24 protein-coding genes and 2 pseudogenes are annotated in these 25214 nt (G+C 69.8%); 12 read left to right on the plus strand and 14 right to left on the minus strand.

Going from position 1 to position 25214, the window contains the following annotated elements:
* Window positions 1-3 precede the first annotated feature (3 nt).
* The 3 genes from SGA01_RS38030 to SGA01_RS38040 all read right to left on the minus strand — a co-directional run bounded on the left by SGA01_RS38030 (window position 4) and on the right by SGA01_RS38040 (window position 3022).
* Complete coding sequence (locus tag SGA01_RS38030; protein WP_141302750.1) at window positions 4-837, minus strand: NAD(P)H-binding protein; 834 nt, start codon at window positions 835-837, stop codon at window positions 4-6.
* 160 nt (window positions 838-997) lie between these two features.
* Window positions 998-2281 (minus strand): serpin family protein, encoded by a 1284-nt coding sequence (locus SGA01_RS38035; RefSeq protein WP_141302751.1) that lies wholly within the window; start codon window positions 2279-2281, stop codon window positions 998-1000.
* 258 nt (window positions 2282-2539) lie between these two features.
* Window positions 2540-3022, minus strand: a complete 483-nt coding sequence (locus SGA01_RS38040) for a DedA family protein (RefSeq protein WP_141302752.1) — start codon at window positions 3020-3022, stop codon at window positions 2540-2542.
* A gap of 501 nt (window positions 3023-3523) precedes the next feature.
* Between SGA01_RS38040 and SGA01_RS38045 the strand changes: the two genes are divergently transcribed.
* Window positions 3524-5899 carry a SpoIIE family protein phosphatase gene (locus SGA01_RS38045; protein WP_141302753.1) on the plus strand — a complete coding sequence of 792 codons (2376 nt, stop codon included), beginning with the start codon at window positions 3524-3526 and terminating at the stop codon, window positions 5897-5899.
* Between the two features lie 122 nt (window positions 5900-6021).
* Here SGA01_RS38045 and SGA01_RS38050 read toward each other — a convergent pair whose 3' ends face one another.
* A complete protein-coding gene (locus SGA01_RS38050; protein ID WP_141302754.1) occupies window positions 6022-6915 on the minus strand; it encodes an AraC family transcriptional regulator in 894 nt (297 codons plus the stop codon).
* A gap of 339 nt (window positions 6916-7254) precedes the next feature.
* Between SGA01_RS38050 and SGA01_RS38055 the strand changes: the two genes are divergently transcribed.
* From SGA01_RS38055 to SGA01_RS38070, 4 genes and pseudogenes are all read left to right on the plus strand, one after another.
* On the plus strand, window positions 7255-7902 hold the full coding sequence (locus SGA01_RS38055; RefSeq protein ID WP_141302755.1) for an RICIN domain-containing protein: 648 nt from the start codon (window positions 7255-7257) through the stop codon (window positions 7900-7902).
* Between the two features lie 129 nt (window positions 7903-8031).
* Complete coding sequence (locus tag SGA01_RS38060; protein WP_141302756.1) at window positions 8032-8535, plus strand: hypothetical protein; 504 nt, start codon at window positions 8032-8034, stop codon at window positions 8533-8535.
* Window positions 8536-8634: 99 nt separating this feature from the next.
* On the plus strand, window positions 8635-9387 hold the full coding sequence (locus SGA01_RS38065; RefSeq protein ID WP_141302757.1) for a DUF6193 family natural product biosynthesis protein: 753 nt from the start codon (window positions 8635-8637) through the stop codon (window positions 9385-9387).
* Between the two features lie 67 nt (window positions 9388-9454).
* Window positions 9455-10358 (plus strand): annotated as a pseudogene (locus SGA01_RS38070) (IS5 family transposase); the annotation flags it as partial.
* 21 nt (window positions 10359-10379) lie between these two features.
* Here the strand turns inward: SGA01_RS38070 and SGA01_RS38075 are convergent.
* Window positions 10380-10643 (minus strand): hypothetical protein, encoded by a 264-nt coding sequence (locus tag SGA01_RS38075; RefSeq protein ID WP_141302758.1) that lies wholly within the window; start codon window positions 10641-10643, stop codon window positions 10380-10382.
* Window positions 10644-10842: 199 nt separating this feature from the next.
* Here SGA01_RS38075 and SGA01_RS38080 point away from each other — a divergent pair, with 199 nt between their 5' ends.
* A complete protein-coding gene (locus tag SGA01_RS38080; RefSeq protein ID WP_141302759.1) occupies window positions 10843-11589 on the plus strand; it encodes a phosphotransferase family protein in 747 nt (248 codons plus the stop codon).
* A gap of 226 nt (window positions 11590-11815) precedes the next feature.
* On the opposite strand, the gene SGA01_RS38085 is transcribed toward SGA01_RS38080, so the two are convergent.
* The gene (locus SGA01_RS38085; protein ID WP_141302760.1) at window positions 11816-12667 is read right to left on the minus strand and encodes an MBL fold metallo-hydrolase; all 852 of its coding nucleotides are present in this window, start codon (window positions 12665-12667) and stop codon (window positions 11816-11818) included.
* Between the two features lie 360 nt (window positions 12668-13027).
* Between SGA01_RS38085 and SGA01_RS38090 the strand changes: the two genes are divergently transcribed.
* On the plus strand, window positions 13028-13924 hold the full coding sequence (locus tag SGA01_RS38090; RefSeq protein WP_308699087.1) for an NAD(P)H-binding protein: 897 nt from the start codon (window positions 13028-13030) through the stop codon (window positions 13922-13924).
* 132 nt (window positions 13925-14056) lie between these two features.
* On the opposite strand, the pseudogene SGA01_RS43015 reads toward SGA01_RS38090, so the two are convergent.
* From SGA01_RS43015 to SGA01_RS38110, 4 genes and pseudogenes are all read right to left on the minus strand, one after another.
* Window positions 14057-14374, minus strand: a pseudogene (locus tag SGA01_RS43015) (DUF2716 domain-containing protein); the annotation flags it as partial.
* Window positions 14375-14752: 378 nt separating this feature from the next.
* On the minus strand, window positions 14753-15094 hold the full coding sequence (locus tag SGA01_RS38100; RefSeq protein WP_141302761.1) for a DUF5713 family protein: 342 nt from the start codon (window positions 15092-15094) through the stop codon (window positions 14753-14755).
* 83 nt (window positions 15095-15177) lie between these two features.
* Window positions 15178-16341 carry a hypothetical protein gene (locus tag SGA01_RS38105; protein ID WP_174867681.1) on the minus strand — a complete coding sequence of 388 codons (1164 nt, stop codon included), beginning with the start codon at window positions 16339-16341 and terminating at the stop codon, window positions 15178-15180.
* A 153-nt stretch (window positions 16342-16494) separates the two neighbouring features.
* The gene (locus SGA01_RS38110) at window positions 16495-17550 is read right to left on the minus strand and encodes a phosphotransferase (RefSeq protein WP_141302762.1); all 1056 of its coding nucleotides are present in this window, start codon (window positions 17548-17550) and stop codon (window positions 16495-16497) included.
* A gap of 149 nt (window positions 17551-17699) precedes the next feature.
* Here SGA01_RS38110 and SGA01_RS38115 point away from each other — a divergent pair, with 149 nt between their 5' ends.
* Window positions 17700-17882 carry a CsbD family protein gene (locus SGA01_RS38115; RefSeq protein ID WP_141302763.1) on the plus strand — a complete coding sequence of 61 codons (183 nt, stop codon included), beginning with the start codon at window positions 17700-17702 and terminating at the stop codon, window positions 17880-17882.
* A gap of 196 nt (window positions 17883-18078) precedes the next feature.
* Window positions 18079-20529 carry a SpoIIE family protein phosphatase gene (locus SGA01_RS38120; RefSeq protein WP_141302764.1) on the plus strand — a complete coding sequence of 817 codons (2451 nt, stop codon included), beginning with the start codon at window positions 18079-18081 and terminating at the stop codon, window positions 20527-20529.
* A 152-nt stretch (window positions 20530-20681) separates the two neighbouring features.
* On the opposite strand, the gene SGA01_RS38125 is transcribed toward SGA01_RS38120, so the two are convergent.
* The 3 genes from SGA01_RS38125 to SGA01_RS38135 all read right to left on the minus strand — a co-directional run bounded on the left by SGA01_RS38125 (window position 20682) and on the right by SGA01_RS38135 (window position 22589).
* Window positions 20682-21257: an SRPBCC family protein gene (locus tag SGA01_RS38125; protein ID WP_141302765.1), complete on the minus strand. Its 576-nt coding sequence runs from the start codon at window positions 21255-21257 to the stop codon at window positions 20682-20684.
* A gap of 192 nt (window positions 21258-21449) precedes the next feature.
* Window positions 21450-22013: a hypothetical protein gene (locus SGA01_RS38130; protein WP_141302766.1), complete on the minus strand. Its 564-nt coding sequence runs from the start codon at window positions 22011-22013 to the stop codon at window positions 21450-21452.
* Between the two features lie 15 nt (window positions 22014-22028).
* Entirely contained in the window at window positions 22029-22589 is a 561-nt protein-coding gene (locus SGA01_RS38135; RefSeq protein ID WP_141302767.1) for a hypothetical protein, read from the minus strand.
* Between the two features lie 262 nt (window positions 22590-22851).
* Here SGA01_RS38135 and SGA01_RS38140 point away from each other — a divergent pair, with 262 nt between their 5' ends.
* Window positions 22852-23688: a class II glutamine amidotransferase gene (locus SGA01_RS38140; RefSeq protein WP_141302772.1), complete on the plus strand. Its 837-nt coding sequence runs from the start codon at window positions 22852-22854 to the stop codon at window positions 23686-23688.
* Here SGA01_RS38140 and SGA01_RS41325 read toward each other — a convergent pair.
* Entirely contained in the window at window positions 23658-24059 is a 402-nt protein-coding gene (locus SGA01_RS41325) for an STAS domain-containing protein (protein ID WP_167534276.1), read from the minus strand. The two genes, SGA01_RS38140 and SGA01_RS41325, sit on opposite strands and share 31 nt — an antisense overlap.
* Before the next feature lie 130 nt (window positions 24060-24189).
* Between SGA01_RS41325 and SGA01_RS38150 the strand changes: the two genes are divergently transcribed.
* Both SGA01_RS38150 and SGA01_RS38155 read left to right on the plus strand, forming a co-directional pair.
* Window positions 24190-24519: a helix-turn-helix transcriptional regulator gene (locus SGA01_RS38150; RefSeq protein ID WP_141302769.1), complete on the plus strand. Its 330-nt coding sequence runs from the start codon at window positions 24190-24192 to the stop codon at window positions 24517-24519.
* A gap of 5 nt (window positions 24520-24524) precedes the next feature.
* Window positions 24525-25088 carry a dihydrofolate reductase family protein gene (locus tag SGA01_RS38155; protein WP_141302770.1) on the plus strand — a complete coding sequence of 188 codons (564 nt, stop codon included), beginning with the start codon at window positions 24525-24527 and terminating at the stop codon, window positions 25086-25088.
* Window positions 25089-25214: the final 126 nt, after the last annotated feature.

Here is a 25214-nt window from a genome sequence, read left to right on the forward strand (position 1 = left end):
CCTTCAGCGGAAGGCGGCGGCGTTCTCCGAAGCCCACTGCCGGAACGGCCGGGCCGGGGTTCCGGTGATCTGTGAAACCGTGTCGCGGACCGTCAGCAGCTCGTCGTTGACGTCGCCGCCCGTGACGTCGAGCACCGCGTCCGCGGCCTCCTCCCCGAAGACCGCGGCCATCAGTGCGCGCGCCTCCGGGCGGCTGATCTCGGCGAAGGGCACGTCCCGGCCCAGCGCTTCCGCGATCGCCTCGGTCTGCTGCCGAGCCGTGACCGGCTCTGGGCCGGTCAACGCGTACGTACGCCCCTGGTGGCCGGGCTCGGTCAGGGCGACCCGCGCCACCGACGCGATGTCGGCAGGGTGGACGGTCGGCAGCGCGGTGTCCGCGTACGGCGCGCGTACGGTTTCGTGTTCACGGATGGAAGCCGCCCACATCAGGGCGTTCGAGGCGAACTGTGTCGGCCGCAGGATCGTCCAGGCCATGCCGCTTTCCTTGAGCAGCTGTTCCACCGCGAGGTTCTCGGCGGCGGGGCCGAGGTGCGGATGGGTCTGGACGGTGATCGATGACACCAGGACGACGTGCTCGACCCCCGCGTGCCGGGCGGCTTCGAGGACGTCGGCATCCGGCCCCAGACGCGAGACGAGGAACAGCGAACGCACCCCCTCCAGAGCGGGCTTCAAAGATGCCGGCTCCGCGAAGTCGCCCTCCACGGCCTCGACCCCGTCGGGGAAGACGGCCCCGGCGGCATCACGGGTGAGCCCCCTCAGCGGTCCGGCGCCGTGCGCGTGCAGCTCCTTCAGCAGGGCGCTGCCTATGTTTCCGGTGGCTCCGGTGACGAGGATCATGAGTGCGCTTCTCCTGTTGCCTGGTGATCGACTGGCTGGAGAAGACGTTAGAAGCTCAATCACACTTGAGGTCAAGGAGATTCCTGACCTGCTCCGACCTGCCGTGGGGGCACGTTCACGGCGGTGAGTGCCCGGCCACGGGGAGCAGCGGCCAGAACCATCAGGCGCGACCCTCGTCCTGTTCGTAGCCCTCGTCGTCGTACGCGTCGTACTCGTCGTCCCAGTCCTCGTCGTCGTGTTCGTCGAGTACGTGGTCGACAGGCTCGGCGACCCAGCCGGCCGAGAGAACGAGCCGCGAGGTGCGGTGGACGGCGAGGAAGCCGAAGGGGCGGTCGAAGACGAGTCCGATGTGGCGTACGACGTAAGGGGTCACCGGCACCGCGGAGCCCGCGGCGGTGGCGATGGCCGTGACCGTCGCCGACTCGAAGCCCTCCGCGGTGAAGTGCGCCGACGCTGACTGGCCGGCCTGCTGTATCGCCAGTGGGGCGTCGCTGACGCCCGGGAAGTGGCCCTGGCGGTCGTCCATCGCGGTGGTGAGGCCGAACAGGGCCGAGGTGGCGAGCAGGTCGTGGTCGGCGGTGAGGGAGAACGGCGACGTGGTCACGGACAGGACGGGATCGCGCTCACTGGAGCGCACGTTCTGGACGTACAGGCCCGGCCCGGGCTCACCGAGCGGCAGTAGGCCGCCGGGCGTAGCCCTGTGTGTGCCGGACAGGACGTCGATTCCGGCGGACAGCACCGCGCCGGGCGCGGCGTCCCGTTCTCCGAGGAGGAGGTGGACGTCGACACCGGTGTTGCCGAGGACATGGAGGACGGTCAGGCCGCCTGCCGGGGTCTGTGCCACGCCGACCCGGTCCAGCAGGCTGGTGCGGCGGCTCAGCCCGACCAGGCGTCGGCCCGCCCAAGGGCTCTCGTCGTCCGGCGTCAGCCCGGTCGCGCGGAAGGGGCTCAGCCACCGGGTCCGTACGGACTGGGCGGCGGCGAGGACAAGCTGTGTCGCCTTGTCGACGCGCAGGGGCATGGCGGGGATCAGTCCGCCGGTCCGCTCCGCGGCCCACGCGTCCAGCGCCTTCCTGTCGGCCTCGTCGTCGCCGCTGAACCGGCCGAGCGTGGCGTCGGGCAGCCCGGCTGCCCATTCGCCGTGCACCTCCAGGCCGGGGCGCGTCCACAAACCGACCGCGGCGGCGGAACCCGGGATACGGGCCAGCGCGCCGAGCAGCCCGCGCGCGCCTTCGGCGCTCTCGGTGGCGCGCATGCCGAGCGCGTCTTCCAGCTCGCGGCGGGCCGGGCCGGACGCCCCGTCAGCGAGGAAGGCCAGGAGCGGCCAGACCCCGACCGCGGAGAACGTCGTGCCCTTGGCGAGCGCTTCCGGTGACAGGCCGTCAGCCGCCCAGCGCGTGGTCATCCCGTTGACCGCACGGATCGTCGTCGATGTCGCTCGCATGAAACCCCCCGGGCGACAGCTGTGCCGCGCGCCCTTCATCTGTTCGTGCCCCACCGGTCTGGGGCCAGCGAAACCGTACCTGTGGGGGTGGCGTACAGGGGAAGGGGATTTCGCGGCGGGGTCCGGGGGAGGCGGGGGAGCGGGCTGAAGCCGTCGTCGCGGTCGAGCGCGAGGAGTGCTTCGAGCTTGACCGGCTCGGGTTCGTCGAGGCGGTGGCGGAACATCGCGAGCGGCACCCGCCGCCCTCGCGGGACGGGCTCACGATTCGTCGGTCACGGTCTCACCGGAGGGCCGGGCTGCCCCTCTTCTGCGGTACACCACAACCCCGCACACCGAGAGGAGGAGGATGGCCACGGCGGACACCCCGAGGGCGGTCTGCTCGGCGAAGAGCCTTCCCAGCACTTCGAGCACGCTGAGCCCCACGGTCGCGTAGATCAGCGCCCAGGCCGCTCCGCCCACGAACAGGGCCGGGAGGTAGCGCGGCAACGGCATGCGCATGCTGCCCGCGAGAAAGTTGGCGGCGGTCTGGAAACCGACGGTCAGGAAGGAGACGGCCACCACCGGCGCGCCCCACCGCTGGATCGCCCGCTCGGCACGCAGGAACTTCGCCGAGGAGATCCGCCCGGCGAACCTGCTGCGCCGGGCGCCGGCGCCGGCGAGCCACCCGACGGCGAACGTCCCTCCGGCGCGGAGCAGGACGATGACGTACAGGGCTCCGGCTGTGAGCGCGATCCTATCCACAGCGCCTCGTCCCGGGCGCCGGGCCGGAACCCGCGCCTTCCGTCACCCGCATGGGCGTCCCGCCCCAGCGGGCCGCATGACGCGCACAGGCTTGGTCATCGTCTCTCACCTGCGCCCTACCTCTACCCGTTCCGTCGTCTGGGTTCCCACCTGCGGCACCGGAACCCGAACCTGCAGGCCCGCACGCCCGTGTGCCAGGCAAGGCAAGCCTAACCGAACGTGAATACGGCGGATACGGGGCACCCGGCTTCCCGAGGGGCGACAGGCGAAGTCGGTGGCGGCGCGTTCGGTCGGGCGGCCTGTTTGGTGAGTCCTCGATCCACCGCGCATCCGCGGGCGGAAGCTCGAGCCGTGCGACTCGCGCAACGGGCTGTCGGTCCGCTCACGCGGGCGGTGGCCATTCGGAGGAGTACGGCGTGCTGAGGGTCGGGCACCCGGGCAGAGTGGAGGTGAGCGTTGGTCGCAGCCGCTGACCACGCGCGGAACGGAGGGTGCCCTCTGATGAGCCCGGGTAGCGACGACCTCCTCGACGTGGGGCACGCGGCCGGGCTCGTGGTGGACGCCAGGGGGACCATCCTGCGGTGCACGCCCGCGGCGGAGAACCTGCTGAGGCGGTCGGCACGCGACCTGTACGGGCGGCGAGTCCGGGATCTCCTGGCGGTGCCGGGGAGCTGGCGAGCGGTCCTGGAGCAGCGCGACGGGCCCGTGTGGGACGGACGCGCGGAGCTCGCCCCTGACGGGGGCGGCGAGGTGGAGTTCCGTGTCCTGCCACTCGCCGACGGGCGACACGCCGGGTCCCCGCCCCGGTTCCTGGTACTGGGTGCGCCCCGTTTCCTGGTCTCCCAGTGGCGTCAGGGCCATGCATTCATGCGGGAACTGTTTCTCCAGGATCGGATCGGCCTCGCGGTTCTCGACAAAGAGTTGCGGTTGGTGCGGACGAACACCCATCTCCTTCCCTATTCGGGGGTGCCGGGCGAGCTGTACGGGGTTCGTCTGGCCGATTTCCTCCGGGAGGCGGACGCCCGCGTGATCGACGCGCGGCTGCGTGAGGTCCTGACGACCGGGGTCCCGCTGGTCGCGGTCGACGTGCAGGTGCACACGCAGGTCGAGCCGGGTGCGGGACGGATCATGGCGCTCTCCGCATTCCGCCTCCAGGAGGCGAACGGTCTTGTGATGGGCGTGACGGCCCTCTTCGTCGATGTCACGGAGCAGCGGCTCTCGCGTCGCCGTCTCGACCTGTTGCACCGGGCGACCACCGTGCTCAGTACCAATCTGTCCGCCGAGGAGACGACCAGGGACCTGGCCGACGTACTCGTTGCGACGCTGGCCGACGTGGCCGTCGTCGAGGTCGCCGAGGCCGTGTTCACGTACGAGGAGCCGGTTCCTGAGCACCATCACCAGCACGTGCTGCGCCGGACGGCGGTGGCCGGAATCTCCCCCGACGTGCTCGGATCCGGCACGGACGTCGCGGTGGACACCGGCGGTGCGCTCTCGGGCCGGCTGTGGTCGCGCGCGACGGAGGCGACCGCCGATCTCCCTGACGCGGTCGGTGCCCGTCCGCACGGGATGAGCGCATGGCTGCGGGCACGGGGAGCGATTCTCGGTCGTATCATCGTCGGGCGCGACGCGAATCGTCCGCCCTTCACCGCCGAGGACCTCGCCCTGCTGGAGGAGATCGCCTCGCGTACGGCTCTCGTCGTGGACAACGTGCGTCGGTACGCGCGCGAGCGGAACGCCGCGGTCGGTCTGCAGCGGAGCCTGCTGCCGTCCGCCACGACCGACACCCCCACGGTGCACGCCGCGAGTGTCTACCTCCCGACCGACACGGCGACGGGGGTCAGCGGCGACTGGTTCGACGTCATCCCGCTTTCCTCCGCACGGGTCGCCCTCGTGGTCGGGGACGTGGTCGGGCACGGCCTCCAGGCCACCGCGACGATGGCACGCATGCGCACCGCCGTACGGACGCTGGCGGACCTCGACCTGGAACCCGACGAGCTGCTGACACATCTGGACGACCTCGTGTCCCAGTTCGCGATCGACTCCGACGGTACGGAGGCAACGCGTCCCCCCGGCACCGAGATCGCCTTCGGATCGTTCGGTGCCACGTGTCTGTACATGACGTACGACCCCGTGACCCGGCGATGCGTCGCGGCCAGCGCGGGACACCCGCCGCCCGCGCTGGTGGCCCCCGACGGCAGCGTCGCCTACCTCGATGTCAGCCCCGGTCCGCCGCTCGGGGTCGGCGGGCTGCCGTTCGAACCCATCGAGACGGAGGTGGAGGACGGCAGCGTCCTCGCGCTCTACACCGACGGCCTGATCGAGCGGAGCCACGCCGACCTGGACGAGGGCATGGCGGCACTCCGGCGCGCACTGTCGGTGATACTCGCCCCCGGCCGGCCCCTGGAGGACGCCGGTGCCGGGGTGGTCCGGGCCCTCGTGCCGGGTCCGCTGTCGGACGACGTGACGCTCCTGCTCGCGGCGGTCCGCGGGGTCCCCGCGGACGACAGTGCCACCTGGACCTTCGAGGCGGATCCGTCGGTGGTGGCCGAGGCACGTGCGCACGTACTGAGCCAGCTGTCACGGTGGGACCTGGACGACCTCGCCTTCACCACCGAACTGGTGGCCAGCGAGCTCGTCACCAACGCCATCCGCTACGCGGGCGGGCCTGTCGTGCTCCGGCTGATCCGCGCGGAGAGGCTGATCTGCGAGGTATCCGACCGCAGTGGCACCCAGCCTCGAATGCGCCGCGCCCAGGCCACGGAGGAGGGAGGCCGCGGCCTCTTCCTGATCGCGCAGCTCACCGAGCGGTGGGGGAGCAGGTACACGCGCACGGGCAAGACCATCTGGACGGAACAGTCCTTGCCTCCGCGGCTCTGAAGCGGCTCCCGTCCCGCAGGTCGGACTCCGGATTCCGACCTGCGGCATCGCCATCGCCATCGGCATCGGCATGGACCTGGGTGGCACCTCCCGTCCGGAAGGCGACACCCAGGTCCCGATCTTCACACCCCGGCGCTCCCGCTGAACCGCTCGACCGGGATCCACAGCTGGGAGTCCGTCTCCGCGCCGATCTCCACCGGCTGCGTCCGCAGCAGCTCCGGACCCGGCCGGCTCGCGTAGGGGTTCGAGGGGAACCACTGCGTGAACACGTCCCGCCACAGATGCTGGAGGGCGCTCGGATACGGCCCGTGGTTGTCGAAGACCGCCCAGGTCCCGGCCGGCACGTCGAGGGCGTCGAGCTCCTCCGTGGCCGTCTCAGGGCCGGTGGTGACACCGATCCAGTAGTCCACCTCGGCGCCCTCCTCCCGGCTGTCGGTCAGGTGCATCACAGCAGACAGGACTCCCTTCGGCTCCCCTTCGGCCAGCTCCTTCATCCGAACGATCGCCTGCTCGTCCAGGCTCTCCACATGTGCCGCGGCCGCCGCGTTGACCCCCTCGTGCACGAGGGGCACCCGCGCCTTCCTGCCGACGACCCGAAACGCTTCCTTCTCGACGATGCGGTACCGCATGGTCGTACTCCCTTCGACGACGACTCGGAAGGACATGCGCGGCTGCGCCGTGAGCGTGGCACCCGTGCGCCGGGCCTCGCCCGGCCCGATGCCGTGCACCGACCGGAACGCCCGGGCGAACGCCTCGCCCGAGCCGTATCCGTACCGCACGGCCACGTCGAGCAGCGTCCGCTCCCCGCCCAGCACCTCGGCCCCGGCGAGCGTCATGCGCCGACGCCGTACGTACACGGAGAGCGGCATCCCGGCGAGCGCCGAGAACAGGCGCCGGAAGTGGTACTCCGACGTCATCGCGATCCGAGCGACTTCGGCGACGTCGACCTCACGACCGGCCTCCGCCTCGAGGCCGCGCTCGATGTGGTCGAGCGCCTGGTTGAGCTGCTCCAGCACGGGGGCGTGTCCTTCCTTCTGATGTCTTCACCGTAGGGATCACCAGACTCCCAGGACCCGATGATCCGTGCCCGAAACGATCGGTTGCCCGACTGGGTCACGAGCCGGCAGCACCGCCTCCTCACGGGAGCGAGGATGAACGTCCAAGAGGACACGAAGGGAGTCCCAAGCGTTTCCCGCCAGGCGGCGAAGGCACTCGCACGCGACCCCGACCGGAACGTCCGAGGTCAGCGTGGAGCGACGGTCCCGCGAACCGGCCAAATGTGACGGAGCGTTAGATTCCTGTCTCTGTCGGCTGCCAGCATGACCGGGTCATCGAACCCTCACCCTGGAGGACTCGTGAACACCCGCTCGATGGTCAGATCTCTCTCCCGCCCGGCCCTCGCGCTCGCCGCGGCCGCGGCGCTGCTCCTCGGCACCGGAGGCCCGAGCTCCGCTGCCGGGGCCGCCGCCGGGGCCGCTGCCGAGAGGCCGGCCCCCGCCCCGGCTGCCAAGCCCGTTCCCCGTCCCGGGGCCGATGCCCAGTCCGTCGCGCCCCTCGGCATCAACGCCTACGGCTGGATCAAGAACTACAACTCCGGTCGGTGTCTCGCCGTGCCCGGCGGCAGCCAGCAGCCCGCGGAAGGCCTGATCCAGTGGGGCTGCGGCACCTGGAACGACCACTACTGGGAGATCCGCTACGAGGGCGACGGTGACGGCGAACGCTGGTACTCCGTCCGGAACAAGAACAGCGGCATGTGTCTGTCCGTGGACGCAGCCAGGACGAACGACTTCGCCCGCGCCACGCAGTACCCCTGTGGCAACGCGAACGAGTACCTGTTCGTGGACCAGTACTGGGCGCTCCGTTACAACAGCGCCAAGCAGGCCAACCAGTTCGTGAACTGGAACAGCCGCAAGTGCCTGGCGGTCCTGGACGGCAACAAGAACGACGGGGCCGCGGTCATCCAGTACACCTGCGGCACCCACCTCGACCACTACTGGCGCTGAACCGGCCGGTCGACGAGGGCAGGCACGCCCGGGAACGACGACGGCGGTGCCCCGGATCCTCAGGACCCGGGGCGCCGCCGTCGAACCGGAATGATCACGGTGTCAGTGATCGCGGATATGGTCCCGGGCATGGGGTTCTCGGGGTCTTTCATCGTGGCGCGAGCCGTCCGGCCGCTGACGAAGTTGGCGGCGATGCGGGCGTCGGACTGTGTGCCGTTGTGGTGGGCGCGCGATGGCGCGTGGCAGATCCTGCAAGCGTGTCCTATCGCGGATCCGGACCCCTCGATCATCAGTGAGACGAGCGGTTCCGTCCTGGTCTGTCATGTGGTCGACAGCGACTTCGTGACCGTTCAGGCGGCGAGTCCCGATGGCCTGTCGTGGCAATGTGCCTTGTCGCCGGAGATGGCGCGGGAATGCGGCCTCCCTGGTGAGTGGATCGGTGATCCGGCCGGAGTCGGTGAGCGAGCTGCAGCCTGGGCTCGAGGGGCTGGCCTTCGGCCGGACCCGGTCGCGCTCAGGGCAGCCCTGGTGGCGGAGTGCGATCCGCTGGCGGAGGACTTGGTGTTCGCGCTCGTTCACGCCTTGGGGTTCCGGTTCCGTGACGGGGTCGCCCTGGAGACATCGGCGGTGTGATGAGAGGAGCTTGGTCGCAGCTGCGCCCCAACTTGACTCGGCCTCTGGGGGAGGCGACGGCCACGTATCGTGGCCAGCCGGACGAGAGGCGAACCATCCGTGAACACCCAGCCCATGCACAGCGGACCGACGAAGGACTGCACGCTCTACCCGGAGCTCGGCCCCGACTTCGGTGACCCGGGAGCGGGACTTCGGCGCATCGCGGCAGCAGCCGGAATCACTCTGGCGCCCGTGCGTGTCACAGCATCAACACCTCCCGGGCCGGTCACCATCGTCGTCCAGGCGGAGCGCGGGACCGTCCATGTAGTCCTGGAACGCGACCGGCGCGAGATCCAGGTCGACCTGACCATGCCCTGGCTGGGAGCGGCCCTTTCCGGGCACGCCGAGACGCTGACGGACGTGGCGCGGGCGATCGACGAGTGGCAGCGTGGCGACACACTCACCGTGATCGCCGGCCGGCGGGCATGGCTCACCGCCTCCCCGCGTGCAGTGGCACACGAGGAGGGGCGCGCTGCCGAGTACGCGTGGGGTGTGGCGAGGGAGGAGACTGCCGGCCGGTGGAACGGTCCTCTGGTGGAGGAGGCCTACAACACTCAGGAGCTTCGCCGACTCGTCCCGTTCCTTACCCACGGCAGGCTCACCTTTCACCGCGCCCCCGCGCCGCCCTTCTCCCACGACCTCTTCGAAATCGGCCCTGCCGACAACGACGGCTGGCGCGTCGGCGGCCAAGGGACGCCGCTCGACACGCACGCGGTCGTCACCACCGTCGCCGAAGCGATCGCCCTGGTCGTCCAGGCGTTGCCCCCGGACTGCAGCCCGCCTATCCAGGCCAGTGGCTCGCAGCTCGACTAGGCCCTGTCCGGCCGATCATGTGGCTATTCCCCGCTCAGGTCGTTGATGTGGTCATGGAGCGGGTGATCTGAGCGATGCTGAGTGGGTACGACTACGGCCGTTTCTGCCGGTCAGCAACAGGCGTTGTGGCAGGTGGCGGGATCACCGGCAGGTGATCGACGGGATTCTGCACCGGGTGCGCACCGGCGTTCACTGGCGTGACCTGCCCGAGCGCTTCGGGCCGTGGAAGACCGTCTACGAACGCCACCGGATGTGGTCGGCGGACGGAACGTGGGAGCGTCTGCTCCAGCAGGTCCAGGCCGCGGCCGACGCGGCAGATGAGATCAACTGGGACGTCTCGGTCGACTCCACCATCGTGCGGGCGCATCAGCACGCGGCGGGTGCCCGCAACGACCCGCCGCCCGCCCCCGCATCAAAGGGGGACGCGTCAGAAGAACACCAGCACGAGACACCGTGGCAGAGCCTCGTCGCCCGCCTGGTGGAGGTGGTGCTGAAGGCGAGGGCCTGGGCCGCTCGCGCGGCGGGTTCACCACAAAGCTTCACCTGAGCGCGGACGGCCGCTGCCGCCCGCTGTCCCTGACCGTCACACCAGGACAGCGGGCGGACTGCACCCAGTTCAAGCCGGTCCTGGAGAAGATCCGCGTCCCCAAACCCGGACCCGGCAGGCCCCGGAACAAGCCCGACAGCGTCGCCGCGGACAGGGCCTATAGCAACGGGCCGTGCCGTGACTATCTGCGGCGCCGCGGCATCCGGGACACGATCCCGGAGAAGACCGACAGCCAGGCCGCCCGCCTGCGCAAAGGCTCACGCGGCGGACGGCCACCAGCCTTCGACGAGGAGCGGTACAAGAAGCGCAACACCGTCGAGCGGGCGATCAACCGGCTGAAGCAGTCCCGGGCGGTCGCCACCCGTTACGACAAGCGCGGCTACGTTTCCTCGGCACGGCCACAGCAGCAGCCCTCGTCATCTGGTACCTGAGCCGGAGTGGATCCTCAGAACCCCGCATCGGCGGGACGCTGGTGCCCACACGGAGCCGGGTTGCCATTCTTGTCGAAGACCTCGGAATCGTTGGCCGAATTCACCCACACCGTGATGCCCTGGCTGTGAACGACGAGATTGAACGGGGACTCCTCGGGCGCTGTCTGCGTCACGACGGCGAACTCCTCACCCGGACGCATCCAATGATCGGTTCCCCACGGCTCCACCCACAGGCAGAGCATGCTGTCCGTCTCGATACTCACGCTCGTCTTCGCCACCCCAGCACCCTAACGAGCAGCATGATCGGCCGGATAGCTCCTAGCCGTGGCTGAGGACTCCTCACAAAGCAGTGGGCTTGACCTGGTCAAGGGGCAGTGTCGCGCACGAGGCTGTCGGGTAGCGGGACGCGGTCAGCTGCGTCATCGCATGCGACAAATCTGGCGACGGCGGCGATCACCTCCGGGATACTGATCGCCCATGGATGAGGTCAAAGTCGTCGCCGCCCATTCCGAGCGCGCGACCCTGCGCGTCGGCGACGTGTTCCTGAAGGTGGACGCCGATCGGGCGCGGATCGACGTCGAGGTCGAGGCGATGTCCCTCGCGCCGGTCCCGACCCCAGCGGTCCTGTGGCGCGAGCCGCCCGTGCTCGCACTCGCCGCGCTCCCGGGGACGACGCTCGGGCGTCTCGGCGGGCCGTCGACCGGGTCGCCGGCCGCGTGGGCCGCGGCGGGCGCCGCCATCCGGAAGCTGCACGACGCTCCGCTGCCGCCCCGCCCCGGCCGGGCCGGCCGGAGCATTGTCGCGCTGGCGGCGGAGCTCGACGACGAGTGCGAGTTGCTCGTGACGAAAGGGCTCCTGCCCGCTGACCTGGTCACCCGTAGCCGCCGGGTCGCCGAGGCCGCGCTCCGGCCGTGGACTCCGGCGTTCACGCACGGCGACCTGCAGATCGCGCACGTCTTCGTCGACGGCGACGAGGTGACGGGCATCATCGACTGGTCCGAGGCGGGCCAGGGCGATCCTCTGTACGACCTCGCCACCTTCACGCTCGGACACGAGGAGCACCTCGACGACTTCCTCGCCGGCTACGGCACCGACATCGACCTCGACGTGATCCACGCGTGGTGGTCGCTGCGAAGCCTGCTGGCAGTTCGCTGGCTGACCGAGCACGGCTTCGACCCGTTCGCACCGGGCTGTGAGGTCGACGTGCTGAGATCCCTGGTGTGAGGCTGCGCGGGTACGACGTGCCCGCCCCCTTCGGCCACAGCATCAAACGAGGTGGCGACAGCCCGGTGCGGTGCTGCGATGACTGATCCCGCACTCGACCGCGTGACGACGGACCCTGTAGTCCTCCCGGTCGAACACCGATCCGGAGCACGGCCTGGCCGAGCGGCGGGTTCCTCGTCGTAGGCACCTGCGTGCAGCAGATCCCAACGGCGTGGGCCAGCGCCACTCACGTCCCCGACGGCCGCGGCTGCTCCGGCGGAACCGAGCTCTCGGCAGCCGCCATCCACTGGTCCAGGTCGGCCTGGGTGAACTCTGTCCACGGTGGGACTTCGGGCAGCCGGCGGAGGAGGTCGTAGGCCTCGGGTATCTGGGGGCCGCGGAGGACCGGGCAATGGCAGCCGGCGATGACCTCGGCGTTCAGGTGTTGGAAGTCGGTGACGACCGTCCCGAACTTCTGGGCGTCCAGCAGGGCGACCCAGGGGGAGACCAGGCGCCCGCCGAAGAGCTGGCCGTCGCGGAATTCGTCCGGCGACATCGCTGCTGTTTCGGGCATGGGGGCCGGCACGTTCGTGGCGAAGGTGTCGACGGCCCACAGGACGTTGGTCTTCGGGTCGAAGAGGGCGCGGGTAGTGGGGTTGTCGTACAAGGGCGGTCGTTTGGCGACCAGGGTGCGGTCGCCCGCGTCGATCGTGTCGCCGTCGGTCATGAAGCGGCACCGGTTGATGGGAGTGTCCCACTCCTCGGCCATGCGGCCGATGGAGAACCACGTCGTCAGCAGGGTCGCGTTCGGGCATTCCGCGAGGACCGCCAGGAGGTTGCCGGCGTGGTCGCGGTCGTCGTGGGTGAGGAAGATCCACCGTACGTCCAGGGGATCCACGACGGACCAGGCTGCCTCTAGCCACTGGGCGCGCACTGCGGGCGCCCCGGTGTCCACGAGGATCGGTTCGGCTCCCCGGATCACCATCGAGTTCATCGGGAAGTGGCCGACCGGCGGGGCCTCAAGGGCCCACGGGATGACGAACGTCTCCTCGGCGATCTTGTACGGCTGCAGAAGGGTGAAGCTATCCAGGGTTGTCATCGCTGCTCTCCCTAGGGCGGAGCCGCCGCAGCGTCCATGAATCCAGTGCAACCCCGTGCTGGGCTGTCGTCAAACGCGAAACTCGCGAAACTCGCGACGGTCGGCTGCGGTGAGCGACGGGGGGTGCACGGTTGGTGTCGCCGGGGCGTGATTTCGGGTACGGGCCGGTGTTCCGCGGCGGGAGGTGCCTGTCGAGCCTGTCCGCGCCGCCGCTGGGTCCGCTGCGCCATTCCCTACGAGGTCGATCAGGTGGGCAACCGCCGGAAGCGGGGGATCCAGGTTCCAGTGGCGCGGGCGGATCACTGGGTGCAACGGCATCTGACGGTCACTCCGGTCGGTGCTTGACCTGAACCTTGCTTGATGTACGAGAGTCGTCTCATCGAACTGCGAGACGAGGAGATTCCGATGACACAGCCCAGGATCCTGGTGACCGGCGCGACGGGAAAGGTCGGCGGCGCGGTGGTGACCCAACTGCACGCGGCGGGCGTGCCCGTGCGGGCGCTGGTGCGAGGAGAGGCGGACTTCCCCGAGGGCGTGCAGGCAGTGCGCGGCGATCTCGGTGATCCCGCGTCGCTGGACACGGCTCTGGCGGGCGTCGATTCGGTCTTCCTGGTATGGCCGTTCCTGAGCGCTGAGGGAGCGTCGGACGTGATCGACGCGATCGGGAAACACGCTCGACGGGTGGTGTACCTGTCATCCGCCGGTGTCGGGAGCGAGAAGGAGGAGCCCGGTGAGGCGATCACCATGTTCCACACGGAGCTGGAGCGGCTGATCGAGGCATCGGGACTGGAGTGGACGGCGCTGCGGCCCACCGGGTTCGCGAGCAACACGCTGGGCTGGGCGGAAGAAGTCCGCACCACCGGTGCGGTACGGGCTCCGCTGGCAAGGCTGGCCCGTCCGCTGATCCACGAGGCGGACATGGCTGCGGTCGCCGTTCAGGCACTGACGACCGACGCCCTGCTCGGCGCCCGTCCCGTGCTCACCGGCCCCGAACTGATCACCCAGGAAGGGCAGGTGGCCCTGATCGGCGAGGCGATCGGGCGACCGGTGCGGTTCGAGGAGATCGCGCTGGACGAGGCCGCCGAGCAGATGAAGGCCGCAGGCTACCCGCCAGAGCTGGTGGAGGCGGTGTTGCCGGCCCAGGCGGAGCTGCTCGACAATCCGGAGCCGGTCAATGACGAAGTGGAGCGCATCACGGGCACCCCGGCCCGATCCTTCCAGGAGTGGGCGGCGGACCACGCGTCGGACTTCCGCTGAGAGGGACGTTCGGGCTTCCGACTTCAAGACGAGGACGGGGAGTCGAGCCCCCTTCAGTCGCCGCGCCCGATCGGCTCTCCGAACAGCACGGTCAGTTCCGCCTCGACGGCGGCGAGCAGCGGGGCCCCAGACGGTCAGTGTCTCTTCCCAGGGGTGGCCGAAGGTGCCCAGGCGGAGGTCGTCGGTGAGGTGGAGGTAGTAGTCGCCATGGGGGTGGTGCTCGGCTTGAAGTCGAAGTCGGTGGAGAAGCGGTCCCACAGTGGACCGTCGCCGTGGAGCCAGTCGAGGAACTGCGCGGGGCGGGTGGTCTCGGGGGTGCCGCTCGGGCGCCAGTGGTAGGAGCGGACGGTGGCGGCCTCGACGAACCGGCGGCGATCGCCCAGGCCCGTTCGGCCTGCTCCGGTACCGCGTACAGGCTGCGGATCTCGTTCCGGGGCTCCGCCAAGACATCGGGTTCGCCCGGCAGCTCCTCGGCGATCAGCACGGAACGCTCCCAGCCCAGAGTGAACCCCGCCGCGGTCAGCGCTCGGCCAAGGTCCGGCGCATCGTGCCCGTACACCTTCCACTCCACCGGCTCGTCACGTTCCGCGAAGGCTTCCTGCTGGCGGCGAACCAGGCCGGCGAGGTCGGTCCCGGGCGCGAGGGAGGCGTGCTCGGCCGTGCATGTCCATGCGCCGGAGCCTAGACGGGCTTGGCGGCGTCCTGGCGACTGCACCTTGGATACACGCCTCGGGGCTGGTTCCCCGAAGTCTCACCACTGTGGTCGGGTGTTGTAGTCGGCCCGTGATGGTGCCGCGGGGGGTGCCGGTGATGATCAGTCACTCCCTCTCACCAGTCCCGGGTGGCGATCAGCTCCTCTACATCCGCGTCCGTGAACCCGTATGCCGACGCGACAAACCAGAAGTTCTCAGCGATCACCTCACGCGCGACCGTTTCGATCTCACTCCCGGCTGCCTCGAACTCCGCCTCCAGACAGTTGAATTCCTCCGTTGCGTCCTGGGTGAGCGCATACAGGGCCTCCAGACCCGACGGCTGCTCAGCCTCCATCCGCTCGCACAGCCGCAACAGGATCGCCCTGCCCTGGTCGACGACGTGATCGGGGAAGTACGAGTCCGCATACATCTGCCGCAGAAACGCGTGCCCTGCTACCTGCTGGTTCGTGATCGGCATGGTGCTTCCCATCCCCGTAGAAGAACTGACGTGCCGATCATGCACGGCACCACTGACAACAAAGCCGTCCGTGTACGCCGGATTCAGCTCAGCGAGGGGTTGCCTCTGAGGTTGGCTTCACCGCACGGCCAGGGGCTCTCGGCGAGTGGCCCCAGTGGGGTACGGAAGACCATGAGCTCGTTGTCCAGGGCGACGGCGACGTTGCCGTCGTTCAGCAGGAGCGCACGGCTGATGACCGCTCGGCTGTCGTCCATGGCGAACAGTTCGTGTCCGGCGAGGTCCGCATCAACGGCGAGCAGCTTGCCGTCTCGCCAGAACACCGCGGTCCCCTCGCGGTCCATCGCAGGGTAGGACGTGTAGTAGCCCGTCAGCGCCGGCCCGGCGACGAGGGTGCCGTCCGGTGCGAGCCGCCGGAAGCGTGATCTCGAAGGCAGGCGGTTTTCGAGCTCGGGGCCGCCGGCGGTGCCGTCCTTGTCGACGAGCATCGCCCCGTGGCTGGACCACCGCGCGGTTTCGGCGCCGTGCCGGCCGAAGCGGCCGGTCGTGAACGCGCCGTAGCCCTGGGATCCGATAAGGAACTCGCCGGGGCCGGCTATCGCCTTCCGGCCTGGGGGAGCGGGAGAGGTGACAGATATCGTCGCTCCGTCCTTCAGGTCGAGGAAGAACGTCCTGCCGATGCCGCCCCGTGTCTCGGCAAAGCTGGCTGCGATGCGGTCGGCCGCTACGAGCAGTGGCTCCCAACGGTCTACACCGATCTCTTCCGGCACCCAAGGTCTACGCAGCCGGATCTCCCCTCCGGTCCGGTCTCCCACCTCGACCACTCCGGGGAACGACACCGCGCCGAGCGCGATCCGCGTGGACCAGAGGCACCGGCCCTCTCGCGTGTACCGGGCTACTCGGGGCTCCGGTGGGGATGCGGGCCGGCCGCGTTCTCCTCGGACCAGGCGGGAAGCGCCTACCCAGGAGATGACGAACCCGTCGTCGAGCAGGACGAACGCGCCGACTTCCTCATCGGGGCCGCATTCAGGGCGGACGATGGGTCCACGGGATCCGTCCGGCAGAACGCCTTCCAGGAGCCGGCCGTTGCGATCCGGGTAGGCGACCCACAGCGTGCCGTCCGTGGCCAGACGGGATTGCGGCCGACCCGTCCCGGGGAAGGTCCGCTGCCACGCCACCATGCCCGAGAGATCGACCCTCGTGATCACGGTCTCCAGTGGATTCTTGCCGTAACTGGTCGAAACCTGCACTGATTCCTACGGCCTCGCCACCACCCGAGCCCGCGCCGAGCAGCAGCCTCTGGCCGTTCCGGCCCGCGGTGCAGGAAAGGGCAGCCGGGCGGCGCGTGTCCCTCCACAACCGTCACCGCTCTCCAGGCCAACCGGAACGCTCAGGCACACCTGTTACCAGGGGCGGGCGTCATGCGTGGGCAGCGGACGCAGGTTCGACCAGCGTGCGAGCAGGCGGTCGGCCAGGGCGGAGCTGACGCGGCCCACGGCGTGCAGGTGATCGTGGTCGCGGGTCATGTCGGCGACCACGCCCAGGCGGTGGACGAGCCGCTCACGGGCGGAGACGTAACCCCACTCGAAGTCCTCGGTGGGCACCCGGGCGAGCTGGTCGACCGTCCCGCGGTGGGCCCGCTCGACGAGCGCGTCGCCCTGGATCAGCCAGCCCGCACACGCGTCGGCGAGGTCACCCGGCACGTCCTTCCCGGTGAGGCCGCGCCAGGTGGTCCGGTAGACGTCCTCGACCTCCATGAGCGGGGCCGCGGTGACCGACATGGCACACCAGCAGGTGGGGAAGCCGATGCGGAAGTAGGCGAGTTCGACCAGACCGTTGCCGAGCGAGGCCCGCTCGAAGTCGATGAAGCGGACACCGTCGGCGGTGCGCAGATCATTGCCGGGGCAGGGGTCGCCGTGCAGCAGTGCATGATGCGGCGTGGGGTCCAACCGGTCCAGAAGAACGGCGAGTTCATCGGAGACCGTGGACGGTACGGGCACGTCGAGCGCCCTGGCCAGAGTCAGGAAGGACTCCGCGTCGGCGGCCGTAGGCCCCGACCAGACCGGTAGTGCGCCCGCGTCGGCCGGCCCGGTCAGGGCGTGCAGCCGAGCGAGCGACTCGGCGTACCCCAACATCCAGTCGTCCGCCTTGCCGAGGTCCTCCACGTACTCGAGCACCATCACCCGCGAGGGCAGGTCGGTGGCGAGCACCGCAGGGGCCACAGCGGGCCCGGAGGCCCGCCCCGCCAGGCGCAGCCCGGCGACCTCCCGCGCGAAGCGCGTGTTCGCGTCGGCGTCCGTGTCCCCGTCGTCGGTGATCTGCTTGACGATGACCAGCCGTCTGTCGGCCAGCCGCACCCGCCACACCCGTGACCGCGGACTGCTGTCCAGGAGTCGGGCCCGCTCGGGGGTGCCCACGGTGGAGAGCAGCGCCTCATTGAACGGAACACGGTTCATCATGCCGACGACCGTAGCCGTGGCTTCGTCAAGAGCACTTCATGGAGCCGCGGCCACACGCCGGCCGTCGCGCAGGTGCGGTCGGAGCATGACGTCCGCTTTCGGGGGTAACCGCCAGGCAGTCGGTACCCGACACCGGTCGGTACCCGTCATTGGAGAGGCGAGCTCCAAAGGCCGATCAGGTCAAGGGCAAGACGAAGGAAGAGATCGGCTCGATGACCGATGACAAGAGCATGGAGATGAAGGGCGAGGCACAGAAGACCAAGGGACGGCTCGAGGAGACCGCGGCGGACGCGGCCGCGCGGATGCGGAGGATCGGGGAGAAGAAGAGGTGACCGGCACGCGGCAGAGGGCACGGCAGGCAAACCGTGCCCGCTGCGGCATGCCGGTGGGGGTCAGTCGAGCCGACCGGCACCGCCGACCTCCTCGTGTCGTACACGTTGGGCAAGGGGACGGTCTCGTACGGTCACCACCTCGCCGCCCTAGGCGGAAACAGGCCGACCGCGTCCCCGACGTGGGATGCTCATTTGTATGGAGGGCGATTCCACGCTTTCCGGCACCGGCGGCGGCACGGCACCCGAGGTGCTGGCGCTGGCCAAGGTCGTGACGAGGCTCCGTGCCGAGCTCGCCGACCTGGAGGGCGTGACCTCGATGGCGGCCGTCGTGGAGCGTGCCAAGGGCGTGCTGATGGCCCAGGCGGGCGTGTCGGCGGACGCCGCGTACCGGCTGCTGCTCGACCGGGCCGAGCGACGGCGGGGCACCCTCCTGGAGGAGTGCTGGATCGTCCTGAGCCGGATCGGCTCGGGCCCCGCGCCACCGGCGTCTCAGGGAGTGTCGGCCGAGCCGCTCGCGCGACCGCCGTCGGAGGCCTCGCCGTCCAGTAAGGGTCAGTACGTCCTCGGTGACCGCTGGCCGGGCGCGTCCAAGGCGCTGCTGGCGCGGCTGGCGGAGGGCCTCGCCGGCGCGCGTAACGCGGACGACGTGGCGGAACTGCTGAAGGCGGTGCTGGGCGAATCCGAGGACGTGGACGCCGTCATGATCTACCGGCTGACGGCCACCGGAAGCCTGGAGCTGACAGGGCGCGCCGGCGTCGACGCCGCGCTGGCGGAGCAGTGGAGCCACATCCCACCGGTCAGCGGTGTCGCGGCACTGGAAGCGACCACCACCAGGGAGGGCGTCTGGCTCGAAGACCTGGAGGCGGACGCAGTCGAGTACCTGCTGATCGGAGACCCGCCCGAGCGGTGGCCCTCGCGTGCATGGCTCCCCGTCCCGGGAAGCCCGCCGACGACGGCGGTCGTGGGGTTCCTCCGCACCAGGGACGGCCCCTTCGACCCGCATGCCCGTACGCTGCTGCGGCGGGTCGTCAGGCTCTGCGGCGGCATCCTCCGGGAAGGCCGGGAGCGGTACGCATCCGGTGCGCTCCACGAGGACACCGAGAACACGAAGGACACCGAGGACACCGAGGCCGTCCAGAGGATCTTCGACGTGATGCCGGGGCCGATGGTCCTGCTCACCCCGCTGCGCTCGGACGCCGGCGAGGTGGAGGACTACCGCATCGACGCGGCGGCACCGGAGTCCGTGGACGTGGCCGGCCGGCAGGGCAGGGAGCTGGTCGGGCGGCGGGTCCTGGAGACGTACCCCACCGTGGCGGGCACCGCCCTGTGGGACGGTTACCGGGAGACGCTGGCCACCGGGACGGTCTACGAGGGCGAACCCTTCACCTACGAGGAGGTGGCCGCGGGAGTCCCGCAGCAGTCGGTGTACTCGGTCCGGGTGTCCAGGCTGGGGGAACGGCTGGTGGTGGCCTGGATCCGCCACGACACCAGCGAGCGCGAGGCCCGCAGGCTCGCGGAGCTGCAGCGCCTGGGCAACCTCGGCTGGGTGGGCTGGAACCTGGTCGCGGACACGATCACCTGGTCCGACCAGGTCTACGCCGTCTTCGACCGCGACCCCGCGCTGGGTCCGATACGGATGGAGGAGCTGCCCGGCCATCTGGTGACGGACGACGTGCCGAGGCTCGGTTCGGCCATCCAGCGGCTGCTGGACGAGGGGCAGGCCGTCGACGAGCCGTTCCGCGTCACCACGGCGAAGGGAGTACGCCACCTGCGGCTCGTCGCGGAGGCGCAGACCGACGTGGACGGCGCCCCCGTCGAGGCGCACGGTTTCTTCCAGGACCTCAGCGCCCTGCGCGACGCCGAACTCGCCCTGGTCGAGAGCGAACGTGCCATCCTCGTCCAGCGCGGCATGCTCAAGACCGAACGCGCGCTGGGCGCCAGGCTCCAGGACGCGCTGCTGCCGGTCCCCGAGCAGTCCCTCGAACTCGCGGGCCTGTGCGTCGACGTCGCGTACGTTCCCGCCGACATCGGGATGAACGTCGGCGGCGACTGGTACTCCGCGATCGAACTCCCGGACAAGAGCGCCCTGTTCGTGGTCGGAGACGTGGCCGGCCACGGGCTGCCCGCCGTCGGCACCATGGCACAGCTGCGGTTCTACACCAAGGGCATGACCGTCACCGGCTCGGCCCTCCCCGATGTCCTCGGCAGGCTCAACACCCTTCTGGTCCACACCGCGACGGAGCGGGAAGGCGCCACCGCCACCATGGTCATGGGGCGCTACCAGCCCTGGGACCGGTGTCTGACCTGGGTACGTGCCGGGCATCTGCCGCCGCTGCTGATCCGCGGGGGAGCGGCGGGCTTCCTGGAGCAGCCCGAGGGCTGCCTGCTCGGCGCCGCGTTCCACTCCACGTACGAACAGGAGATGATCGACTTGCTGCCCGGGGATCACCTGCTGTTCTACACGGACGGCCTCGTGGAGGACCCGGGCGAGGACATCGAGGTGGGGCTCGGACGGCTCGCCGAGACCGCCGGGCAGCTCCTGGGGAAGGGCAGGGGCGACACGCTCGCCCGCACCCTGGCCGGGCTGCGGGCGGGGAACCGCGACGACATCTGCGTCCTGGACATCCACGTCCCCGACGATTCCTGAACGTGGGACGGGACGAACTCGATCACGGGACGAACTCGATCACGGGGCGAACTCGATCACGGGGCAGACCTGGTTACGACGGCGCGCCGAATCCCGTACGGGCGGCGCACCGCGTGCGTTCCCCTATGGGCGGCGGGCCGCGTCCGCCCGGATCAGACGCGCGGCTCTTCGTCGGGGTGGCTCGGCAGCGGGCCGGGGTAGGGGCCCGGCCGATCGAACTCGCGCTTGTCCGTGTCCGTGTCCGTGCTCGGGCCGACGCCCGTACTGTCGGCGGGCCGGAGCCGGCCGCGCCAGCCGCCGGTGGCGTCGTCGCGGCCTTCGATGAAGTCCTTGAACCGCTCCAGATCGCCCCGGACGCGGTTCTCCAGGAAGCCGAGGGCGTCACCGGCCTTCTCGACCATGCCTTGAGGTTCCACGTCCAGCGCCAGGCTCACCCGGGTGTGCGAGCGGTCGAGGCTGTGGAAGGTGACGACACCTTTCTGACGGACATCGCCGTCGCCGACCGTGCGCCAGGAGATCCGTTCGTCGGGGAGCTGGTCGACGATCTCGGTGTCGAATTCCCGTGAGACGCCCGCTACCCGAGTACGCCAGTGACAGAGGCGGTCGTCGAGCTGCTCCACCTCCTCCACGCCGTACATGAAGCGGGGGAACTCCTCGAACTGGGTCCACTGGTCGTAGACCGTGCGCAGCGGGGCGTCCACCTTGATCGTCTCCTGCACCATGCTCATGGTGTCCTCCTCGTGCCGCGCTCGCCCTGGCGGGGTCGCTCGACGTCAGCGGCTACCCCGTATCGCCGCACTCACGCGCGGAGGCGGTTGGCGATGTCGGTGTCGGTGTCGGTGTCGAGGGAGTGCCCGGCTGAACCGGGCACTCCCCATTCTTGCCAGGGACTGTGGTGGGGTCGACGACCACGTCCCGCGTCAGGTGGTGAGGAGCCGGTTGAAGAACGAGCGGTACTGGCGCAGGGCCATGCGCAGACGTTCCGTGTCGACGTCCTCGTCCTCGTTCCACTGACCTTCCAGATCCTTCCTGCGGTCGGCGAACGTGGCGGCGAGCTGTTGCGTCACGTCCGTGACCAGAGTGTCGGCCTCGTGCACGGCCCGGCGAGGATCGTCGACGAACCGGTTCTGGATCTCGTGCCAGCGGGTGCGGAAGGCCTCCTCGTCCGCGGAGTCCAGCAGGCGCGGGTTCCCGCTTTTCGGTCCCGACTCCTCTTCGGTACGGGCGGTGCCCGCACTGAGCTCGCGATCTCTCTCCGTACCCGTCTCGGTGTCGGTGTCGGTGTCGGTTTCGGCGCGGGTGTCCGCATCGACTTCGGCATCGGCTCCGGTTTCGGCTGGGGCCTCGGTGTCGGTGTCGGTGTCGGTGGCGGCATCCGGTCCCGGCTCGCGGTCCCGCCCCCTGATCTCGGTGCTTTCGCCGGGGTAGACCGGCGGTGCGTCCGAACCGCCGCCGGCCTGCTCCGGTCTGTCGTGCTCACGCATGTCATGCCCTCCTCGTCAGGTCCGGCCGGGACGGGGCGCGTCGCCGTCGGAGAGAAGTTCGTCGAAGAGGGCCCGGTAGTGCACCATCGCTCCTCTCAACTGCTCGGTGGTCGCCTGCTGCGAAGAGCTGAGCGTGTTGATCTCGTGCGCCGCGCGATAGTGCTCCAGCGTGCGGCCGTGCTCCACCGAGAGGTCCCGCGTCCGCTGCTCGAAGCCCTCCGTGGGGTAACCACGCTCGTGCATGAGCGAGCCCACCAACCTGTCCGCGTCGTGCACCGCGCCCTCGGGGCGGTCCACGAACTGCTCCTGGAGGCCGCGCCACCGCTCGGTATAGCGCTCCCGCGCCCCGCTCGACAGCGGTTTGATGTCCAGAGCCTCATGGCGTTCCTCGCGGGCCCCGAGGTCGTGTTCGGCGGCCCGCCTGCTCCCCGCGTCGTCGACGGTGCGGTCGTACTCGGGCCCGAACCGCTCGCGCAGGCGATACCGGCGCCTCCGGTCCAAGGCGAAGGCCAGCCCGATCAACGCGAGCACCACCGCAGCGGAAATGACGATGGCGAGAATCGTTCCTGTTGACATCGGCCTCGCTCCCTTGGGTCTCATCGGGTCTCATCCCCGTGTCCACGGCGACTGCCCAGCGGCATCGGCCCGAAACGACCGCCTCCTCGCACCTGTCGCTGTGTCCCGGCACAGACCGCCGGTCCAGATCGCGGTCCACGGCCCGGCGCAACCGGGGAAGGCTGCGGGCGACCTGCCGTACGTGCACGTGCTTCGCCTCTTCCGCGTGCTGGCAGCGCTCACCGGCGTACGCTCGAAGCAGGCCTCGAAGGGGATGGTGCGTATGTGCCGCTGGCTCGCGTACTCGGGTTCGCCCCTGCTGCTCGACGCCGTCCTGTACCGCCCCGAACACTCGCTGATCAACCAGAGCCTTCACGCGCGGATGGGCGTGGAGTCGACCAACGGCGACGGCTTCGGAGTCGGTTGGTACAGCAGGGACGGCGACGGGACGCCGGCGGTGTTCCGTGACGTCGGACCGGCCTGGAACAACCGCAACCTGCAGGAGCTCTCCGCGCACGTCCGCTCGTCCCTGTTCTTCGCGCACGTACGCGCCTCCACCGGTTCCGCGGTCCAGCAGACGAACTGCCACCCTTTTCGCCACGGCCGCTGGCTCTGGATGCACAACGGGGCGATCGCGGACTTCCCCCGGCTGCAGCGTGACCTGTGCATGGCCGTCGATCCGGCGCTCTTCCCCTCCATCGAAGGATCGACCGACTCCGAGGTGATGTTCTACCTCGCGGTCACCTTCGGCCTCGACCAGGACGTCCCGGGCGCGGTGGCCCGTATGGCGGGTCTGGTCGAGCGCCTCGGCAAGGGCCACGGCGTACCGGAACCCCTGCAGATGACGGTCGCCGTGAGCGACGGGGAGCGTGTCTGGGCCTTCCGCTATTCCAGCCTGGGGCGGTCCCGTTCGCTCTTCTACAGCAGCAGGGCCGAGACCGTTCGGCGCCTTCACCCTGAACTCGACTACCTGAAGGACATCTCCGACGACACCCGCATCGTGGTCTCGGAACCCCTGGGTGACCTTCCCGGTGTGTGGAACGAAATGCCCGAAGGCAGTTACACGGCGTTCCCCTCCGGTCCGGCGGACTACGTTTCGTTCTCGCCGGAATTCAGCTGACGTGTCGTGCCGGTGAAGAGCGGGGCGGCACCGGTCGTTTCCAGCAGGCGGGTGACTTGGGGCCCGGCGGCGGTGATGACCATGGTGTGGTGCTCGCCGAGGGCTCGACGGCGGGCGAGCAGCAGGACGTTCAGGCCCGTGGAGTCGCAGAAGGTGACCTGGGACAGGTCCAGGGCGAGCCCGCCGCCGTCCGCGCAGGCCGTGATGGCCTGGAAGAGGCACGTGCGAAGGGACGCGGCGCTCACGATGTCGAGCTCTCCGCGGATGGTGACCGCGGTGCCGTCCGCGGTCGGCCTGGCGGAGACGGTGATGCCTTCGTCGGCGCCGTGCGGCAGGGAAGCGAGGCCGGGGGCCTCGGGGAAGTGAGTCATGGGATTTCCTGGACCGACCGGGTGGCCCTGATAATCCCTAATTCTTTGTCTTTCGCCATTAGGTGTCAATGGTTGCCTGAAAACCGCATCGGTGATTGCAGTGTGCCTGCCACGGGTGCACCATGCCCTTATGGGTGAAGTCAGAGGAAGCCACTCGGAGTGGACCTTCCTCACCAACCATGCCCGGGTCCTGTTGGCGATCTCCCGTGATCCCGGAGCACGGCTCCGTGACATCGCGGAGGGCTGTGGCGTCACCGAGCGGACGGTGCAGGCCATCGTCACCGATCTGGAAGAGGCCGGCTACCTCACCCGCAGCCGGGCGGACGACGGCCGCCGTAACCACTACGGCATCGTGCGGGGCTCGCGCTTCCGGCATCCCGCCGAGGCCGGTCACCAGATCTCCGGTCTTCTCACACTCCTCGCCGATCCACGCGGCGCTACCGAGAAAGGCAGGAGCTGATCCTTATGCGCAGCGTGACTTATGCGATGGGCGCCTCACTGGACGGCTACATCGCCGGGCCGGACGGCGGCTTCGACTGGACGGCGCCCGACGATGAGGTCTTCCGCTTCTGGATCGAGGAGATTCGCGGCGTCGACGTCCATCTGCTGGGGCGGCGGCTGTACGAGACGATGCTGTACTGGGAGACCGCCGACGAGGACCCCTCGCTCGACGACGCGACACGCGAGTGGATTTCGCTCTGGAACCCGCTCCCGAAGGTGGTCTTCTCCACCACCTTGTCGGCGGTGGAGGGCAATGCCCGCCTGGCCACCGGCAGCCTGGCCGAGGAGATCGAGCGGTTGCGGGCCGAGCCGGGGGAGGGCGAGATCGCGATCGGCGGCGCGACCCTCGCCGCCGAGGCGGCCGCGTCGGATCTGATCGACGAGTACCGGGTCATGGTCCACCCGGTGCTGGTCGGCGGCGGCACCTCGTACTTTCCCCAGCACGAGCGCCGGGTGGATCTCGAACTCGTCGAGACCCGCACCTTCAATTCGAAATTCGTCTACCTCCGCTACCGCGTGGCGCGCTAGGGCTAGGACGTATATCGGGGCACACGGATCACGGGGCTCGGGGAAGATGCCGCCCGGTGGTTCTCTTTGCAGGTCGGTCTGATTACGGGCCCCGGCCGCACACGGCCTGGCCGCGCCAGGGCTAGC

The organism is Streptomyces gardneri, assembly GCF_006539185.1.
In the GTDB taxonomy this organism is placed as follows: domain Bacteria; phylum Actinomycetota; class Actinomycetes; order Streptomycetales; family Streptomycetaceae; genus Streptomyces; species Streptomyces gardneri.